Annotated in this window: 13 protein-coding genes and 1 pseudogene; 9 read left to right on the plus strand and 5 right to left on the minus strand. The window is 65.9% G+C overall.

What is annotated here, in order from left to right:
- Window positions 1-85 precede the first annotated feature (85 nt).
- The 4 genes from FZF13_RS06575 to FZF13_RS06590 are packed head-to-tail and all read right to left on the minus strand — an operon-like array spanning window position 86 to window position 5,978.
- Window positions 86-3,589 (minus strand): DEAD/DEAH box helicase, encoded by a 3,504-nt coding sequence (locus FZF13_RS06575; protein ID WP_024922565.1) that lies wholly within the window; start codon window positions 3,587-3,589, stop codon window positions 86-88.
- Window positions 3,576-4,358, minus strand: a complete 783-nt coding sequence (locus tag FZF13_RS06580) for a HamA C-terminal domain-containing protein (protein WP_024922564.1) — start codon at window positions 4,356-4,358, stop codon at window positions 3,576-3,578. Before FZF13_RS06580 ends, FZF13_RS06575 begins: the two co-directional genes overlap by 14 nt.
- A gap of 17 nt (window positions 4,359-4,375) precedes the next feature.
- The gene (locus FZF13_RS06585; RefSeq protein ID WP_024922563.1) at window positions 4,376-5,392 is read right to left on the minus strand and encodes a nucleotidyl transferase AbiEii/AbiGii toxin family protein; all 1,017 of its coding nucleotides are present in this window, start codon (window positions 5,390-5,392) and stop codon (window positions 4,376-4,378) included.
- Complete coding sequence (locus FZF13_RS06590; protein ID WP_024922562.1) at window positions 5,385-5,978, minus strand: DUF6088 family protein; 594 nt, start codon at window positions 5,976-5,978, stop codon at window positions 5,385-5,387. Before FZF13_RS06590 ends, FZF13_RS06585 begins: the two co-directional genes overlap by 8 nt.
- Before the next feature lie 254 nt (window positions 5,979-6,232).
- Between FZF13_RS06590 and FZF13_RS06595 the strand changes: the two genes are divergently transcribed.
- From FZF13_RS06595 to FZF13_RS06610, 4 genes are all read left to right on the plus strand, one after another.
- Window positions 6,233-7,426, plus strand: a complete 1,194-nt coding sequence (locus FZF13_RS06595) for a hypothetical protein (protein ID WP_024922561.1) — start codon at window positions 6,233-6,235, stop codon at window positions 7,424-7,426.
- Window positions 7,427-7,598: 172 nt separating this feature from the next.
- Window positions 7,599-9,737: a ParB/RepB/Spo0J family partition protein gene (locus FZF13_RS06600; protein WP_024922560.1), complete on the plus strand. Its 2,139-nt coding sequence runs from the start codon at window positions 7,599-7,601 to the stop codon at window positions 9,735-9,737.
- A 166-nt stretch (window positions 9,738-9,903) separates the two neighbouring features.
- Window positions 9,904-10,317, plus strand: a complete 414-nt coding sequence (locus FZF13_RS06605) for a hypothetical protein (RefSeq protein ID WP_024922559.1) — start codon at window positions 9,904-9,906, stop codon at window positions 10,315-10,317.
- A complete protein-coding gene (locus FZF13_RS06610) occupies window positions 10,314-10,544 on the plus strand; it encodes a DUF6117 family protein (protein ID WP_024922558.1) in 231 nt (76 codons plus the stop codon). The genes FZF13_RS06605 and FZF13_RS06610 overlap by 4 nt, the downstream gene beginning before the upstream one ends.
- A gap of 3 nt (window positions 10,545-10,547) precedes the next feature.
- Here the strand turns inward: FZF13_RS06610 and FZF13_RS06615 are convergent, their stop codons facing one another.
- Window positions 10,548-10,907: a hypothetical protein gene (locus FZF13_RS06615; RefSeq protein ID WP_024922557.1), complete on the minus strand. Its 360-nt coding sequence runs from the start codon at window positions 10,905-10,907 to the stop codon at window positions 10,548-10,550.
- Window positions 10,908-11,148: 241 nt separating this feature from the next.
- Between FZF13_RS06615 and FZF13_RS06620 the strand changes: the two are divergent.
- The 5 genes and pseudogenes from FZF13_RS06620 to FZF13_RS06635 all read left to right on the plus strand — a co-directional run bounded on the left by FZF13_RS06620 (window position 11,149) and on the right by FZF13_RS06635 (window position 19,200).
- Window positions 11,149-15,461, plus strand: a pseudogene (locus tag FZF13_RS06620) (strawberry notch-like NTP hydrolase domain-containing protein).
- Window positions 15,461-16,498: a DUF7146 domain-containing protein gene (locus tag FZF13_RS06625; RefSeq protein WP_024922555.1), complete on the plus strand. Its 1,038-nt coding sequence runs from the start codon at window positions 15,461-15,463 to the stop codon at window positions 16,496-16,498. The pseudogene FZF13_RS06620 and the gene FZF13_RS06625 overlap by 1 nt, the downstream one beginning before the upstream one ends.
- A gap of 311 nt (window positions 16,499-16,809) precedes the next feature.
- Window positions 16,810-17,733, plus strand: a complete 924-nt coding sequence (locus FZF13_RS06630; RefSeq protein ID WP_024922554.1) for a DUF2493 domain-containing protein — start codon at window positions 16,810-16,812, stop codon at window positions 17,731-17,733.
- 719 nt (window positions 17,734-18,452) lie between these two features.
- Window positions 18,453-18,620, plus strand: coding sequence for a hypothetical protein (locus FZF13_RS28855; protein ID WP_162835316.1), 168 nt, complete (start codon window positions 18,453-18,455; stop codon window positions 18,618-18,620).
- 142 nt (window positions 18,621-18,762) lie between these two features.
- Window positions 18,763-19,200, plus strand: coding sequence for a hypothetical protein (locus tag FZF13_RS06635; protein ID WP_024922552.1), 438 nt, complete (start codon window positions 18,763-18,765; stop codon window positions 19,198-19,200).
- Window positions 19,201-19,260 lie beyond the last annotated feature (60 nt).

Raw genomic sequence — 19,260 nt, forward strand, 5'->3', positions numbered from 1 at the left:
CGCGGCAGGTCGTGCGCTCTCCCTTCGCGAAGGGCGCGCGCTTCTGGTCGTCGACCCAGGCATAGAGCATAGCTACGGCTTCCTTTTACGCATCGGCTGTCGGCCAGCGCAGTTTCCCGCGGCCGACACGCAAGGCCTCCACCAGCCTGGTGCCGCCGGGCAATCGGCCTGAAAAGAGGCTGGGCTTGGGATCGACCGCTGGCTTCTTGAAAGCAGCGACCCGCTGATAGTCGGGCGTCGTCAGCCAGGTTCGCCCGTCGCCCTCGTCGGTGACGATCCGATAGAGGCCGGAAGGCGGGGCGGCCGCGACGTCGAGCAAGCGCTTGTAGTGTTCGACCGACCACTTCTGGATGCCGCCGCTGAGGGCTTCGGTTCGGAACCGTGCCCATAGCGCGGCGGTGTCGGGCGTCGGCCAGTCGCCGGCATCCGTGTAGGCTGTGATCTCGTCGGATTCGAGCCAGGCCCTCATCTCGGCGGGCGTGACGAAAACCGGCTTGGCATCCTCGATCGCCGCCATGGCCGCGCGCCGTGACGGAAGGCCCGCGCGGATCAACATCGACATCATGAATTGCGGGACGCCGGTTTCGACCGCCGCCGCGGCGCCACCCGCCACCGTTTCCGGTGACCAGCCGAGGGACATGCGACGAGTGCGGACAGCTTCCAGCGCCCAGACCAGGCGATAGGTGAAGGCCTCTTCCACGGCCCGCATGTTCTGCGGTCCGATCTTGGCCACATCCTCGCCGGACACCCAACTGCGCAGAATAGCCTTCCAATTCGCCGGCAGCGCGTTCGCCTTGTCGGGGATGAAGGGCCGCATGAACAGCAGGCGCTCGCCAAGACCGCCGAGCGCCTCGACAAGTGCGTCAACGTCGCCGCTCAACGCCGCATCGTCAGCCCGGTCCAGAAGTTCGGCCAGCTCGTCGGCCATGGCGTCGATGGTGAGTCCAGCCTCAAGCCCAACGCCCATGGCGAAATGTCCGCGCCGCGCCTGCGCCGTGGTGGTCCTCCAGATGAGATCCGCACGCGCCTCGAACACCTTTTTGTGCAGCGGGGCGACATCCTCGTCTTCGCGGGCGATCTGGCGCGCCCAGAGCGATCCCTTGAGCGCTTCGTCCAAGAGCTTCGGCAGGTCGGCGCGATCGGAATCGAGTGCTTCGATCAGACCGAACACTGTCGCGTCGAGGCGTTCGACGATCTGCGACAGCGGCTCCTCGTCGATGGTTTCTTCCTCGTCCTCGCCGCCGCCTTCATCATCATCGCCGTCAGCGTCGTACTCCGCGCCGGCCGCCAGGCGCTCGGCGACCGCGGCTTCCTCCTCGGGCGATCTCCAGGCTTCACGGGCGTTGGCCAGATATTCCCAGGCATCGTCGCGATCCAGGACACCTTCGCGGGACAGGCGCTCAAGGATCTCGGCGACGATCTGGATGAGACCGCTCTTCAGCGTGCGGGCCTTGGCGGAAGCGACCAGCTTCCCCCATTCCTTCTTTCGCCAATCGACCTTATCGAACATGACATGGACGATGAGGCCTTCGACGTCCACGAAGGCGCGCCCGGCGCGGCCGGCGACGTTCGCAAACTCCTCGCCTTTGATCTTCTCGGACGCCCGATATAGCGCCGGCACCAACAGGACGGCGGCGTTGAGGTTGAGACCCTGCGAGAGTGTCGGCGACGCGACGATGACCTTCAGGACACCCTCGGACAACAGGGCTTCCAGCTCACGCAGGAACGGGCTCGGCAGCCGGCCGTGGTGGATGGCAACGCCGGCCTTCAGGCAGGCGACGGCGGGATGGTCTTCGCCCAACCATTCTTTGCCGACCTCCAGAGCGCGGGCGATGGAGGCCTCATCCTCCAACAGTGAGTCCAGATAGCCGCGCTTGCAGAGGTCCACGACCTGTTTGCCGTAGCTCTCGACCCAATTCGCCTGGGTGGAGAAAATCAGCGTCCGCTTGCCCTGGCCCGCGAATTCCCATGCCGCGAACAGGGCGAGATGTGAGTTCTTGCGCGGATAGGGCTTCTTCTCTTTCCCCCGCGCAGGTTTCTGCACGACGAATTTGTCGAGGAACGGACCATCATCGTCGAGATCCAGTCGCAGCCGCGCGTCCTTGCCCCGCCAGGTGAGTGCGCCGAACCGCTGGCGCGTGGGGCGCCAGTCGGAGCGCACCGGCTCGCCCGGTTCGTCAGAGCGTATCCACGCGGTGAGATCATCGAGTTCGTCGCCGCTGGGCAGGATCGCGGACAGACAGACGATGCGGCGTTCGCCCGCGTCCGCACGTCGAAGCAAACGCTGCACCAGCGTCTCGTATCGGATCTCGCGTTCGCTCGGGCCGATCATGTGGCCTTCGTCGAGGACGATCAGGCCGACATCGTCGATCAGCGACGGGTCGCTTCTCAGCGCGAAGTCGAGTTTCTCGGGCGTCGCGATGATGATCTCGCGGGAGCGCAGCGCGTCTTCATCGCCAGCCGAAAGGCCGCTGGCGCCGTAGAGGGAGGAGACGCTGAAGCCGAGCGGCGCAAACGTCTTTCTGAACGATCGCTCGGTCTGGGCGGACAGCGCGCGCAGCGGCGTCACGATCAGCACCCGGCGCGCCGACGACAGGGTCATCAGCGCGGCGATCTCGGCCACGCGGGTCTTGCCGGCACTGGTCGGCAGGGCGACGACCAGATCGTCGGTGACGTCCGTGGAGCGCCGGGCCGCTTCGCGCTGCGATGGCCATAGCTCCACCTCGGACGTCTTGCGGGCGTAGAGCGACGAGATGAATAGACGGCGCAGGTCCGGGTATTTTTCCTCCGTTCCCTCCGGCGGCTCGGTGGGCAGGTTCTCGTGCAGCGAATGCTGCCAAAGGTCATCGATCAGGTGACGACAGAGATTCGAGATCCACCACAGCGGAACATTCTCGGCGTTGTCCGCCAGGCTGACCGCGGTGCCGAGCAGCATCCGCGCGGTTTCGATCGGCTCGGGTTCGCCCGTCTCGAGCGCGAAGTCAAAATGCGCGAGAGCTCGGCAGATCGTCGTGTTGAGGATCGTCGATAGGGCCTCGTCGATGTCCGGCTCTTCGCCCGTCAGCGCCTCGGCGATCTGCTCATCTCTGTGAGCCTCATCGTCCAACCACTCGCGAACGAACCCGCGCAACTGGCCAAGATCGCGCAGGATCAGATGCCGGATCGCCGTTTCGCCGGGTGAGGCATTGAGATCGTCCGCGGTCTCGTTGAAGAGCGAATAGGCGACGGCCGAGAAGCCGGCCAGGTGATAGGCCGCTGCGGCGATCGTCCGGCGGAAACCGCGATCGGGAGACTCAGGATCGCCGTTGCGCACCAGGGCTTCGAAGGCGTTGGCGGCGCGCTCGAACGCCTTGCTGGTCAGATCCGACGCACCGGCCTGAGCGCGCAGGGCCATCGCCCCACGAAGCAGGGCAAAGCCGTGTTCGGCAAGATCAGTTTCGATCGTCGCACCGAGCGGCGGCGCGTTCGCCGGCAACACGCCTTCCTCACGCATCAGCGACCAGGCGGCGCCACGATAGAGCAGGCGCCCGAGGATGCCGTCGACGGTCGCGGTCGCCAGGAACGCGGTCAGTTCGTCAATCGTCTCCAAGGTCTTCCGCCTCCTGATACATGGCTGCGATGAAGTCCTGATGGTCCTCGACGTGGACGTTCACGACATAGTGGTCCCGGTTGGTTCCGGTGGCGTCGAGATCCTCCTTCAGCAAGGCGTGCGGGCCGTTGCCCGACACCGTGAAGAGCATATGGTCGATGCGATCGGCGCGGAGGGACTTCAGGCCCACTTCGTCACGCAGGCTGCGGCCTAGCGCGTTGTCGTCCGGGTCGTTGCTCTCCAACAGGCGGTTGGCGACGAACAGCAGGGAATCGGGCGTGCAACGGCCGCTATCGCGGTTGAGCACCTTGCGGGCGCTCGTGACCGTGGCCTTGCCGAGCACCTTGTTGCTCTTAGCTTCGCCCTTCAGGAGCCAGAGCTTCTCGCCGGCCGCATCGTATCCAGCGCCGATGAAGTCGTCGCCGCGCATGGCCATGTTGCGGCCGTCCTTGTAGCGGAGGCGGCGCACAGGGACGCGCAGGCCGATCTCTTCCTCGACCAGCTCGGTCGCGAGAATTTCACCGAGATCGCCGGAACGGCCCTTTGGCGTCTGGGGCATCGCCTCGCTGAGGATCTTCGCGGCGACCTTGTAGCCGAGCCGCTCCACGTCCTCGGCGATGCGTTCGAGCCGGTCGTAGTGCGAGCGGATAGTCTCGGCGAGGTCATCGCGAATCTCGTCGCGGCCGCCGTCCTTCTCGACATAGGTCCAGTAGCGCTTGCGCTTGTCCTTTTCCCTGGTGGCATCACACCACTTCTTATACAGCCCCACGCTTTCCCCAACTCCTGTTATTCCGCCGCGCGGTTCGCCCGTTCGGCGACGTCTGCGCATCGCTCGATCAGCGCCTCGAACGGCTCTGCGTCTTCCAGCAGCAACCCGTCTTCGACCATGCGCGCATAGTCCGTAGCCAATGCCGCGCGCGCCTCACCACTCGGTGCGAGCTGTAATTTCCCGCCGACGGCGGCTTCGTAATCAATAGTCTCGCCATCGGCCGCCTTCTCGGCGAAGAACATGCTCTTATGGCGGGCGACGGCGTTGGCGAGGTCGCGGTCGGCCAATGCGGCGGTGGCGATCCCCGCATCATCCAGTCGAACAACATCATGCCAGTGGCGGGCGAAGCGTTCGCCACGGAGCCGTTCCTGCAGGCAGAAGACGTGCATGGCCGTCGCCTTCTCCCAGAAGGTCCGCTCGGCGTGCATCACGCGCGGATGCGCCGTTGGAAATTCGACACCTTCGATCAGCCCGGCCGCGTCGCACACGACATTCCGCGGACTTGCCGGCTCGCCGGTCGAGCGGGCGCCGAACTCCAGCATCACGCTTGGAGCCACATAGCCCGACCCCGCCGAGGTCGCCTCATAGTCGACGAACAGCTTGTCGCCTTCGACCCGGAGCGCTGCGGGGAGCGATAGTGCTTTGATCGCGCCGGCAAGAAGGGGCTGGACCGTTCCGTCGACCCACTCGGGCAGGCGGTGCCGGACAGCCTTCGACCACCGCTTCTCCTCGCTGCGATTTTTCGGCAGGGCCTCGCCGTTCTCGCCCACCAGGTCGGGGGCGATGGCGCGGATGTCGTAGGTGAGATCCACGTCTTCGGAAAACCGCCGGATGACATGATACGCTTTCGACAGCGACGTGCCGCCCTTGAACACGAGATGCACGCCAAGGTCGGACCCGAACAGCGTCGCGAGGGTCCAGACGATCCAGACATCCTTCTCCAGCAGATGGAGCGGTCGCCCGGATCGATCGGCGGCGACGGCCAGAGCCTCGCGCCGATCGTCCGCCGACAATGTCAGGAACGCCTCAGCCATGCGCGACTTTGCCCACCGTCCTGGCGAGCCAGCTCGGAAGCTGGGGCGCGGCCGCGACGAGTTCGCCGAAGGTGGAAGACGGCAACTTGCGCTTCAACGTCTTCAAGGCGGCTTCCGCCTTCTCCGGCCCCAACCAGGCGAGCGCACGTACGGCCTGACCGGCGGGCCGATCGGCCAGCGCCAACTGCCAGCGCGGCGCATGCCGCAGCTCGACGACCTGCTGACCGAGATTCATCGTCCGGCTACGGCCCGATGTCAGATAGACCGACCGGACCGGCACCTGGGTCGTGAGGCCGAGCGCGTTGGCGGCGGCGGCGCCGTTCGACACGATGGTTTCGCCGCGCTGGAGCGCGAGGGCTTCGACGGCCTTCTCGACGGACGGCGCGCGAGAGCCGAACCGGCTGGAAACCGGGCGCAGATAGACGCCGCGCCCGGCGCGCATCAGCCGGCCACGTTCAGCCAGTCGCGACAAGGCCTGGTCCACCGCGGCGCGATTGCCGAGATGGAGTAGGCTCTTCGCCGCGATCGGAGCGCCCTCGGGCAAGCCCTCAGTATGCGCCAGAATCTGTTCGGTCAGTCGCTGCACGATAATCTCCTGTCAGAAATATACGCAGTTTTCTGACAGTTTTCAATCTCCCCAAAACCGGCTGGAAGGGCCAGCGATTGAGAGGGGCCTGGAGGGGAAAGCCTTCCCCTGCGGCCGAGCCCAGGGTCTCGGCCGACCCCTTCTGCGGGGAGACCCCGCAACGCCCCCATTAGAGTGAGAGTGTGGACCGGATTTCCGTGACGGGTTGAGGGTCGGGAGAGAGTCTTCCGACGCCCGTCATGGAGTTTGATCCCATGAACATGCAGGTTCTCGATGCCCGGCGCGACGTGAGTGGCGGCTGGAAGGTGGACGTCAACCGCGGCGAGCGCATCGGCCGCGTTTCCTCGGAGTGGTTCTCGCGGCCCGACGACGAGCGCTATCTCTCGCTCGCCGAACTCGGCCGGACCGTCCGCGAGCGGACTGAGCGCAGCCGGACGCGCGTCGTCGAATCCGCGCTCATCCATGTCGAAGCCAGCCGCACCGATCCCGAACGGCTTGCCCTGATCCTACCAGGCGCCGACAAGCCCATCGCGCCGACGCACTGGAGCTTCGGCCAGCTCGCCAGCCAGGTCGGCGCGCCGGCCGCCTATCTGCGGCAGCTCCCCGCCGCGCTCGCCGGCATCAACCTGCAATATGGCCTGACCGCTCACCGCGCCGAGCAGATCAAGACGCTCGAGACCGACGACGGCCGCGTCGAGCTGCGCGCCGTGACCGGCCCTGATTACGGCCGGATCTACGACCACGAGCTGGTCGAAGCCGTGCAGCGCATCGCCGGCAACGGCACCGGCGACACCCGATGGAAAGTGCCGGGCGTCCTCGACTGGTCGACCGGCGTCTATAATCCGCGCGTCGATATCACCAAGGACACCACGACGCTCTACGCCTCCGATCGCGACGTCTTCCTCTTCCTTGTCGACGATCTGAATCCGATCGAGGCCGGCAAGCTCGCGGACGGATCGCCCGATCTCTATTTCCGGGGCTTCTATGCCTGGAACAGCGAGGTGGGCGCGAAAACGCTCGGCATCGCGTCCTTTTATCTCAGGGCCGTGTGCCAGAATCGCAATTTGTGGGGCGTCGAGGATTTCGAGGAGATCTCCATCCGCCACTCCAAATACGCCGCCTCGCGCTTCGCCCATGAGGCGGCGCCGGCGTTGCTCTCCTTCGCGGACTCCTCGCCGCAGCCGTTCATCAACGGCATCAAGGCGGCGCGCGAACGCATCGTCGCGCACAAGGACGAGGAACGCACCGAATTCCTGCGCCGCCGGGGTTTCTCGAAGGCCGAGACCGGCAAGATCATCGACGCGGTGCTGGCCGAGGAAGGCCGTCCGCCGGAGAGCATCTTCGATTTCGTGCAGGGCATCACCGCCGTCGCCCGCGACAAGCCGCATCAGGACGCGCGGCTCGAACTCGAAGGCAAGGCCAAGAAGCTCCTCGATCGCGCCGCCTGATTCCCACAAAGCCGGAGATGCGGTTGTCCGTGTCTCCGGCTTTGCGTTTTTCCTCCAGCGTTTCCCCGACCCTCGATGCGCTGCCCTCCTAGAGTGAGAGGGCGGTGCTTCGCTTCGTGACGGGTTTAGGATCGAGAGAGAGGCTCTCGGCGCCCGTCGCGGAGTAAGTCTCATGGCAACTGCCATTCAGAAGATCACCCTGTCGTCGGCGCAGGACATCCCCTTCAACAAACTGGTGCTGAGCCAGTCGAACGTCCGCCGCGTCAAGGCCGGCGTCTCGATCGACGAGCTGGCCGAATCGATCGCCCGGCGCGGTCTCATCCAGTCCCTCCACGTCCGGCCGGTGCTCGATGCCGAAGGACAGGAAACCGGCATGTACGAAGTGCCGGCGGGCGGGCGTCGCTTCCGCGCGCTGCAACTCCTCGTCAAGCAGAAGCGCCTCACCAAGACCTCCAAGGTGCCGTGCGTGGTGTCGGACGCCAATGCCGACATCCTCGTCGACGAGGTGTCGCTGGCCGAGAATATCGAACGCGCCCCGCTGCATCCTCTCGACCAGTTCCGCGCGTTCCAGGCGATGCGCGAGAAGGGCATGACCGAGGAGGCGATTGCGGCAGCATTCTTCGCGCCCGTCCAGGTCGTGAAGCAGCGGCTTCGCCTCGCGGCCGTCTCGCCGGCACTGCTCGATATCTATGCCGAGGACGGCATCACGCTCGAACAGCTCATGGCGTTCACCGTCACCGACGATCATGCGCGACAGGAGCAGGTCTGGGAGTCGGTTCGCAATAGCTGGCAGAAGGAACCCTACCAGATCCGGCGCATGCTGACCGAGAGCGCCGTCCGCGCATCCGACAAGCGGGCCGTATTCGTCGGTATCGATGCCTATGAAACCGCCGGCGGCTGCGTGCTGCGCGATCTCTTCCAGGATGACGACGGCGGCTGGCTGCAGGATCCTGCGCTGCTCGATCGCCTGGTCGCCGACAAGCTGAAGGCCTCCGCCGAAGCGATCGCCGGCGAAGGCTGGAAATGGATCGAGGTGGCGATGAGCTTCCCCTATGGCGCCACCCACGGCCTGCGCGAGATCGTGGGCACGCCGCTCGACCTGACGGCTGACGAACAGGCGACCATCGAGGCGCTCAACGCCGAGTACGCCAAGCTGGAGGCCGAATATGAGCACGCCGACGAGTTGCCGGACGAGATCGATCAGCGCCTTGGCGAAATCGAAACCGCGCTCGCCAGCTTCGACGAGCGGCCGGTCCACTACGAGCCCGCAGACATCGCGATCGCAGGTGTCTTCGTCAGCTTGGATGCCGACGGCACGCTGTCGATCGACCGCGGCTATGTCCGCCCCGACGACGAGCCCGCCAACCAGTTGGACGGCGGCGAAGGGGATGAGCAGGATGATGGCGAACATGACGCTGACCATCCGATGACGCCTTCGGTCCAGCGTGCGGTCATCACCATCGGCGGCAAACCCGCCGGGTCCGAGGAGGAGGACGAGGACGACACGATCAAGCCGCTCCCTGATCGCCTCATCACCGAGCTGACCGCCGATCGCACCCTCGCGCTGCGCGACAAACTCGCCAGCGATCCCTCGGTCGCCTTCGTCGCCGTCCTGCACAAGTTCTGCCAGGACGTGTTCTACGGCGGCAGCCAGTATGGCTTCGCGATGGAGGTCAGCGTGCGCGGCACGACCTTCCATTCGCAGCCCGAAGGGTTGCGTGACAGCGTCTATGCCAAGGCGATCGAGGCCCGGCATGATGGCTGGCGCAAGCGGCTCCCGGGCAAGGTGGCTGATCTCTGGGATGGGCTGGCCGCACTGACTGGCCCCGAACAGGCGGAACTCTTCGCCCATTGCGCTTCATTCGGCGTCAATGCGCTCTACGAGAAGGCCGATCGCTATGGTGGCCGCGTCTCGGCGCACAGCATTGACCAGCGTATCGCCGAGGCCGATCGCCTGTCGCTCGCAGTCGGGCTCGACATGGCCGAAGCGGGCTGGCGGCCGACGGTTGCCAATTATCTCGGTCGCGTCACCAAGCCCCGCATCCTCGAAGCCGTGCGTGAAGGCGTCGGCGAGCGTGCCGCCCACCTCATCGAGCATCTGAAGAAGGGCGATATGGCGACCGAAGCGGAACGCCTCCTTGTCGAGACAGGCTGGCTGCCCGAGCCGCTGCGCAATTCCGGCATCGATGCTGGAACCATCGAGGCGGATGCTGGCGAGGGCGACGACGCGTTGCCGGACTTCCTCGCTGGCGATGACGAGGAGACCGTTGCCGACGATGACGAGGAACAGCACCTCGCCGCCGCCGAGTGACGATGTACCTTTCCTGATCTGATCAGCCCGGCGTCCCTTCGAAGGCGCCGGGCTTTTTTCATGCGAGGCGATCGAGAGGGAGAGTTTGGCCCGGACGAGGCGAGCCAGACCTGGAGGAGAGAGCGCCTGCCGGCTCTCCCGTTCCCTGCTCTCTGGGAGAGGCCGCATGGCCGAATACTTCACCCATTTCTCATGCCTGCTCGACGTCCGCACGGCTGACAACGCCGCTCGCGCGCTCGACCTCTACAACCAACTGTCCGAGGACGGAGCATCCGAGGATCCACCCTCCGATAACTTTCTCCTTTCCATTCAGCCCGAACATGGCGGCACGAAGCTATGGATGCGCGACGACGTCACCGGCGATCCAGAGCGGCTGATCCAGTTCGTCAAACGCTGCGCCGCCGAATTCCAGCTCACCGGGCGCTGGGGATTCCAGTACGCCAACACATGCTCGCGGCCGCGTCTCGACGGTTTCGGCGGCGGCGCGCATGTCCTTGATCTCGCAACCGGCGCGACTGTGGCGTGGACCTATACCGATGGCTGGCTTGCGACCATGCTCGCCGAGGGAGCTGCATCATGAGCATTCCCGATCATGCCCGCGCCAATTTCCAGACGTTGCTGCGCGCCGCCGAGAACGGTCATCTAGCTCTGATGGAATGCGCTGATGCCGTGACAGGCGAACCCCGCTACGTCATTTGCGCCGTAAGCCGCGATGGCGATTATCTGTTCACGCCATTCGGACACCTCGCCGACGGCAATCCCTATGAGGCCTATGTTCCGCCCGGCAGCGAGCCGGCATCCCGATAGCGGCTACCAGACGGCCACTTCCCATTGCCCGTTGACGCGCGCGAAGCCGATCGGCCGGTTTTGCGGCGTCGCGTTCGGCTTGGTCGAATCCATGACGAGCTGCGTCATGCAGGTGACACCAGGGCCGACCCCACCAGGGGAGCAGTCGCCGAGCTTCAGCGTTGCGTTGGCGAGCGACGTTCCCGTGAACAGCCGGTGGCGCCGAACCGCGTCGGTCGCCTCTGCCTCAGTCGGCTGCGCTACGCCGGCCGCCGCTGCCGGCGACGCCGCTACCGGTAACAATGCGGGCCGCAGGGCGAACCCGGCTCCAAATCCCACCACCAGGCATCCCGCCGCGACGATGCCGACCACGCTTCCCTTCATGCCGCTGCTTCCTTCCTCTCCCGCCGCAGCGCGGCGGAAATCATCCGAGGCGCGGCGGCATCCTGCCTTTGCGTTGGATGCCGGAGTCTAGCGGGGCGCCTCGCGCGGTGGAAGGCCAAGCGATGAGCCGGGATACGGTCGCGGCAGAGTGAGAGGAAGGCCGGGACGGGTTTGAGCCCGTCCGGTCCGAGAGAGAGCGCCGGCGGGCATCCCCGTTTCCGCTCTCCCGAGGACCTCTTCCATGAACGCTCACACGCTAGCGTCGGCGCTGCCGATCGGTGCCGATCAGCCGACTGATGCCGCCGCCATCCATGCCGCGGCACACCTCCTTCTTCCTCACATTGAGCGCGGCGAGCGCATCGACGCCGCGATCCTGCGCACCGCCATGGAGATCACCTTCGGCGCGTCCGACACGTCTGGCGCCTGGGACTGGAAGGCCGCCTACGAAGCCTGCGAGGCCGCCACCGTCCTCATGCTCCGCAAATACGGAAAGGCGCTTTTGCGCAAAGCCGGTTCTCCGGCCGCGGCCATTCCCCAGCTCAGCAAGATCGCGGGTTTGCTGCCCACCCACACGCGACGCTCCGAAGAGGCCCAGGCTTTCCAGCAATTCTCGACGCCGATCCCGCTCGGCTTGGCCGCGATCACGGCGGCGGCCATCACCCCGTCGATCGCGTGCTCGAACCATCGGCCGGCACCGGCCTTCTCGCCATCCTCGCCGAGATCGCGGGCGGCACGCTCGTCCTCAACGAACTCGCCGAGACCCGGGCTGAGATTCTCTCCTCCCTCTTTCCGGCCATCCCCGTCACCCGCTTCGACGCCGCGCAGATCGACGATCATCTCGATCCGGCGACCGTCCCGACCGTCGTGGTGATGAACCCGCCATTCTCGGTGCTCGCCAATGTCGAGGGACGCATCGCCGACGCGGCCTATCGCCATCTCGCATCCGCGCTCGCCCGGCTCGCCGATGGCGGGCGCCTGGTCGCGATCACCGGCGCGAACTTCGGCCCGGACATGCCGGCCTGGCGCGACGCCTTCGTTCGCCTGCAGGAGCGAGGCCGCGTCGTGTTCACCGCTGCCGTCCACGGCTCGGTCTACGCCAAGCACGGCACGACCGTCGAAACCCGGCTGACCGTGATCGACAAGATCCCGGCCGACGATCCGCTCTCCTTTCCGGCATCCCCCGGCACGGCGCCGGACATCGCCACGCTGATGACGTGGATCGCCGAGCATGTGCCGCCGCGCTTGGCCCTTGCGCCCGCTGTTCAGGTCATGCCGATCAGCGCTGCACCGCGCACCGTTCGCGGCTATCTCGCGCGCACCGCGGCGACATCATCGACCCGCGCGAGCCTCGCCGATCCTCAAGGCGCACCACTCGCCTATGAGACCGTCGACTGGACCCCGGCCGAGGGCGCGCGGCTCAGCGATGCGATCTACGAGCAATACGGATTGCAGACGATCCGCATTCCCGGCTCTAAGGCCCATCCCACCAAGCTCGTGCAGTCCGCCGCCATGGCTTCGGTCGCTCCGCCGAAGCCGAGCTATCGGCCGACGCTTCCTGCGACCATCCTGAACTCGCTTTCCGATGCCCAGCTCGAAACCCTGATCTTCGCGGGCGAAGCCCATTCCGATTTTCTCGCGGGCTCCTGGACGGTCGACGACACGTTCGACGTCGTGGCGGCCGCCGCCGATGATGCCAGCGGTGTCGTCCGCTTCCGTCGCGGCTTCTTCATCGGCGACGGCACGGGCGTTGGAAAGGGGCGCGAGTCCGCCAGCATCGTGCTCGACAACTGGATGCAGGGCCGGCGCAAGGCGGTCTGGATCTCCAAATCCGACAAGCTGATCGAGGACGCGCAGCGCGACTGGTCCGCCCTCGGCATGGAGCGCCTCTTGGTCACGCCGCTCTCGCGCTTCCCGCAGGGCAAGTCGATCACGCTGCCGGAAGGCGTCCTATTTACAACCTATGCCACGCTGCGCTCCGACGACCGCGGCGAGAAGGTTTCGCGGGTCAAGCAGATCGTCGAATGGTTGGGCTCCGATTTCGACGGAGTGATCATTTTCGACGAGGCGCACGCGATGCAGAACGCCGGCGGCGGCAAGGGAGAACGCGGCGACGTCACGCCCTCGCAGCAAGGGCGCGCGGGACTGCGCCTGCAGCACGCCTTGCCCAATGCGCGTGTCGTCTATGTCTCGGCGACCGGCGCCACCACGGTCCAGAACCTTGCCTATGCGCAGCGGCTGGGCCTGTGGGGTGGCGACGATTTCCCCTTTCCGACCCGGGCGGAGTTCGTCGAGGCGATCGAGGCCGGCGGCGTCGCGGCGATGGAGGTGCTGGCCCGCGACCTGCGCGCGCTCGGTCTCTACACCGCCCGGTCGCTCTCCTTCGACGGCGTGGAATATGAGCTGGTCGAGCACGAGCTGACGCCCGAGCAGCGGCGCATCTACGATGCCTATGCCGGCGCCTTCGCCATCATCCATAACCATCTCGACGCGGCCATGCAGGCGGCAAACATCACCGGCTCGACCGGGACGTTGAACCGCCAGGCCAAATCCGCCGCACGCTCGGCCTTCGAAAGCTGCAAGCAACGCTTCTTCGGTCACCTGCTGACCTCAATGAAGACGCCGACGCTGATCCGCTCGATCGGGCAGGATCTGGAGGCCGGCCATTCCGCCGTCATCCAGATCGTCTCGACCGGCGAGGCCCTGATGGAACGGCGCCTAGCCGAAGTCCCGACCGAGGAATGGAACGACATTCGCGTCGACATCACGCCGCGTGAGTACGTTCTGTCCTACCTCGAAACCGGCTTCCCGGTGCAGCTCTATGAGCCCTTCGCCGACGGCGAGGGCAACATGTCCTCCCGTCCGGTCTATCGCGATGGCCAGCCCGTCGAGAGCCGCGAGGCGGTCGCACGCCGCACCGAGCTGATCGAGAAGCTCGCCAGCCTCCCACCGGTCCCCGGCGCGCTCGACCAGATCGTCCAGCATTTCGGCGCGGACATGGTGGCCGAGGTCACCGGCCGCTCGCGCCGCATCGTGCGCAAGGGGCAGCGCCTTGCGGTCGAGACCCGCGCGGCCTCCGCTAACCTCGCCGAGACGCAGGCCTTCATGGATGACATGAAGCGCGTGCTCGTCTTCAGCGATGCCGGCGGCACCGGCCGCAGCTACCATGCCGAGCTGTCGGCGCGGAACACGCGGCTGCGCGTCCACTATCTCCTCGAACCGGGCTGGAAGGCTGACGCCGCGATCCAGGGCCTCGGCCGCACCCACCGCACCAATCAGGCGCAGCCCCCGCTGTTCCGTCCGATCGCGACCAACGTGAAGGCGGAGAAGCGCTTCCTTTCGACCATCGCGCGCCGGCTCGACACGCTGGGCGCAATCACGCGCGGCCAGCGCCAGACCGGCGGCCAAGGCCTGTTCCGGCCCGAGGACAATCTGGAGAGCCACTATGCGCGCGATGCACTGCGCCAGCTCTACATCCTGATCGTCCGCGGCAAGGTCGAGGGATGCTCGCTCCAGCGGTTCGAGGAAACGACCGGCCTGAAGCTGATGGACGACAACGGCATCAAGGACGAGCTGCCGCCGATCACGACCTTCCTCAATCGCCTTCTCGCGCTGACCATCGACCTGCAGGACATCTTGTTCGCCGCCTTCGAGCAGCTCCTGACCGCTAAGGTCGAGGGCGCGATCGCCGCCGGCATCTACGACGTCGGGCTGGAAACGCTACGCGCGGAGAGCTTCGTCGTCACCGAGCGCCAGACCATCTACACCCATCCCGGCACCGGCGCGGAAACCAGCCTGCTCACCATCCAGCAACGCGAACGCAACCGGCCGATGACCGCCGAGGAGGCGATGGCGTGGCTCGATGATCCGGCCGCCATGCTGCTGGTCAACGAGCGTTCCCACCGCGCCGCCGTTCAGCTTCCAGCGCCATCGCTGATGCTCGACGATGGCGAGATCGAACGCCGCGTGCGGCTGATCCGGCCGATGGAGCATCATCATGCATCGCTCCGCATGATGGACGAGAGCCATTGGATCGCCGCCAGCCGGGCCGAGTTCACCGCCGCCTGGAACGCCGAGGTCGCGGAGGTGCCGGCCTATTCCGACTCCACCATCCACATCGTCGCCGGCCTGCTGCTGCCGATCTGGAAGCGGCTGCCCAACGAATCGAGCCGCGTCTATCGGCTCCAGACCGACGACGGGGAACGGATCATCGGCCGCCGCGTGTCGCCCGCCTGGGTCGCCAACGCCACCACGGTCGGAACGACGAGCCTGTCGGCAGGCCATGCCTATGCCGCGCTGGTCGAGGGCAAGACGATCCTCGACCTGGCCGAAGGCCTCCAGCTCCGCCGCGTGCGCGTCATGGGCGCCGATCGCATCGAACTCTCAGGTTTCATCGACGCGATGCGTGAGCGCCTGCGCGCCTATGGTCTCTTCAGCGAGATCATCTCGTGGAAGCTCCGCTTCTTCGTGCCCGTGGGCGCGGATGGTGCGGCTATCATCGGCAAGCTGATCGGCACCTATCCGATCCAGCGCGTCGGCGAACGGGAGGCTGCGTGATGGTTCGTCTCGACGCATCCGATCTCGCGCAGCGTCTCGGCCGACAGGCCGAGGCGGTGTGCCGCCACTATCTCGGCAACGGCCATCGCCAGGGCAATTACTGGCAGGTCGGAGACGCCCGCAACACCAAGGGTCGCTCGATGTATGTCCGCCTCAAGGACTCGCCCAAAGGCCCCGCCGGGAAATGGACCGATGCCGCGACGGGCGAACATGGCGACCTCCTCGACGTGATCCGCGAAAGCTGCGGCCTCATCGACTTCAAGGATGTCGCTGAAGAGGCGCGGCTGTTCCTCAGTATGCCACCACCCGAGCCGGAACCGTCCGCGTTCCAGCCTCTGGCGCCTGCACCGCATGGATCGCCCGAAGCCGCACGGCGTCTCATCCGCATGTCACAGCCGATTGCGGGCACAATCGTCGCGGCGTATCTCCGGAAACGCGGCATTACGGATCTCCGTGGAACCGGAAATCTGCATTTCCACCCACGCTGCTATTATCGGTCTGACGAACACGCGCCGACCGAGACATGGCCGGCGATGATCGCCGCCGTCACCGATCTTGCGGGCAGGATCACCGGGGCGCATCGCACCTGGCTCGACCCTCAACGCCTGGACAAGGCGCCCCTCGACACCCCGCGCCGGGCGATGGGCGATCTCCTCGGCAACGTGGTTCGCTTTGGCGTCGGCGGCGACGTGATGGCGGCCGGCGAAGGCATCGAGACGGTCCTCTCGGTCCGACAAGTCGTCCCCAACATGCCGATGGTGGCGGCGCTCTCCGCAGCACATCTCGCCGCCATCCTCTTCCCCGACACGCTACGGCGGCTCTACATCTTGCGCGATGACGATCCGGCCGGTGACGGAGCGCGTGACAGCCTGGTCGAACGGGCGAACGCGGCCGGGATCGAGGCGATCGTGATCTCGCCACAGCTCGGCGACTTCAACGAGGATCTCCGCGCCCTCGGCCTCGCGACGCTGCGCAGCCAGACGCGGGTGCAGCTCGGGCCGCAGGACGTCGCACGCTTCATGGCGCCGGCGGCATAGCCGGCAAAGAAGCTGTGGGACGGCATCGACGCCGTGTTCACGCAGATGCAGGGGATCGGAGAGGACCGCGCCTCGGCCTTCGAGAGGGCGATCGGCCCACAGGCGGGCCGGCCCGGCAATGGCTGCGGCCGACTATTTTCCGGCGCGGCCCTAAGGGGCCGCTTTCCATCGCGAGGCAAAATAGCCGGCCTGCGCCATCCTCCGCTGACGCTCCGGCCCCTCGCTTGCGCTCCGGGTGCAGCGCCGTCCCGCCGGTGGGCTTCGTCGCCATGAAGGCCGCGACGGTCGCGGTCCAACCGACGGAGCATCCCATGCACGAGCACGACGACTACGAACCGCACCACGAATCCTCAGCAACCGACCATGTCCTCAACGAACTGCAGCTCCACGGCTACCGGCCCTTCGCCGATGAACCAGACCAGCGGCTTCTGCCAGACGGCAACGCGGTAGCGGGCGCGATCGCCGATATCTTCGACGCGCTGATCGTGACCTTGGAGGACTCACGCCTCGAACCCGACCTCGACGATCTCCTCTGGTCGACCGTTAACGTCTTCCATCGCGCCGCCGAGCGGATCAACCGCGAACTCGACGATAACGAGCAGGCGCAAAAGCGCTCCCAGCGCGAACAGGACGGCAGCGAGGTGAAGTCAGTCGATCTCGAGCGCCTCACCGCCGAGGGCATGACACTGGTCGAGCGCCAGACCGCCTTCGAACTAATGCGCGACCAGGCCGCCGAGCACTATGAACGCCAGATCGGCAAACCCTGGCTTCCGCGCTCGGGATCGAAGGTCAACCACCGCAACCTCACCTCGGCGATGATCGACAGCCGCGACTTCCTCATGGCGAAGAAGCGCGCCGAGCAGGAGGTGCTCCTGCCGCCTGGCCCGAAGATCGCCGTCACCGGCGGGCTCGATTTCGACAACCATCGTCTGATCTGGGCGAAGCTCGACCAGGTCCACGAGAAGCACCCCGACATGGTGCTGATCCACGGCAAATCGCCGAAGGGCGCCGAAAAGATCGCGTCTCTCTGGGCCAAGAATCGCAATGTCCCGCAAATCGGCTTCGCACCCGACTGGACGAAGCACGGCCGGGCTGCGCCCTTCAAGCGCAACGATGAGATGCTGCAGATCGTGCCGAAGGGCGTGCTGCACTTCCCGGGCACCGGCATCAACGACAACCTCGCCGACAAGGCCAAGAAGCTCGGCATCCCGGTCTGGAAGTTCGGCGGCGCGTAAGCGCCGCCTCATCAATTCGCTATCCGCAATAAACCGAGCGCATGGCATAGCGTAATCCACGCCACGATTGACGCCACTTCCGGTCCCCGCACGTTCGGACGCCGTACTCGCCCAGGTTCTCTTGGAAAATGCCGCCGTAAAAGTTGAAGCCGCTGAGTGGGCGGCGAGTCGCGGATTGGACAATGAGGCCCTGCATGCGATGGCCATCGCCATCGAGCTGCTCCTGAAATCGTATCTTCTCAATGTCGCGACCAATGACGATTGGAACCGCGCGAATATCGGGCACGATCTCGCCAGGGCACTCTATTATTCGACCCAAGCCGGCTTGGCCCCACCTTCACGTGTCGAATGGGTTATCGGTTACCTCCATCCGCACTTTCAAGGTGGCGGGTTTCAGCGAGAGTCGTCGACACCATGGCCACCAGGTCTTGCATACGACGCATGTGAGGTCGGGCGTCAGCTTGTCCAAGCAATACGGCTTCACGTTCTTCACGCTTGAATCGTTCCGGCTCCTCGCTCGGAGACGACCACCTCCCGCTGAATGGCGCTAATCCTTGGTCCAGCCGATGGCCTAACGCCATCAACCCGTGAAGGGTCGGACTACGCTTACGCGTGCCGCCGCTTCGGCTCTGCCTGCGCGGTGATTGCAGCCCTCGGCCGAACACATCGGGCACCTGTCAGCGGGGGATGGTCCCCCGCTCCAAACAGGAGCCGGATCGATGTCCTTCCCCGACGCACACGCCTTCGCCTTCAGCCTCGCCACCAGCCTGATGGTCGCCATCGTAATCTTCCGCGCCGGTGACGGCACCCTCTCGGTCACCCCTGCCACCGAATTCGACGGCGACGACTCGGAAATCGTCCACGAAATCGATCCCTTCGCCCCATGACTGGGGCGAAGATCGCCACAGCCGCAGCGGAAACCTTGCCGGTTTCCGCTCCCGCCAGTGATCATCTTTTGCTATGCTCGGCACCGCGCCGTGGTGGTGGTGGAGGCGCAACCGTTCGAGCATTGCTTACGGAGACACCACCATGATCTTTATCGGCATCCTTCTTTCCATTGCGGCGATCGGCTTCTTCTGCTGGCTGCTGTTCACACTCGCCGTCTTCGCATTGCCCTTCTTCGCGGGCGTAACCGCGGGAACGTGGGCCTACACCGGCGCCGGCTGGCTCGGCGCGATCATCGTTGGCGCACTTGCAGCCGGCCTGACCTTCGGCATCGGCCAACTTCTGCTCGTCTTCGTGCGACCGCTCTGGGCACGTATCGCCATCGCGCTGGCCTTCGTCGCGCCGGCGGCGATCGCCGGCTATCACGCCACGCATGGTATCGTGAAACACACCATGCCGTCGGAGGGCTGGCAGCTCGCCTTTTCCGTTGTTGGGGCCATCGCTGTCGGTGTCACCGCCCTTACACGGATGGTTGCAATGGCCACACCCGGTTCGACCGGACAGGGCCTGGCGCAAGGTTGAGCCCCACGATGCGGCCGAGGCAGACGCGGAGCTGATTGTGACCTTGCGCTTCCCTCATCA

Source organism: Mesorhizobium terrae, from assembly GCF_008727715.1.
Lineage (GTDB): Bacteria > Pseudomonadota > Alphaproteobacteria > Rhizobiales > Rhizobiaceae > Mesorhizobium > Mesorhizobium terrae.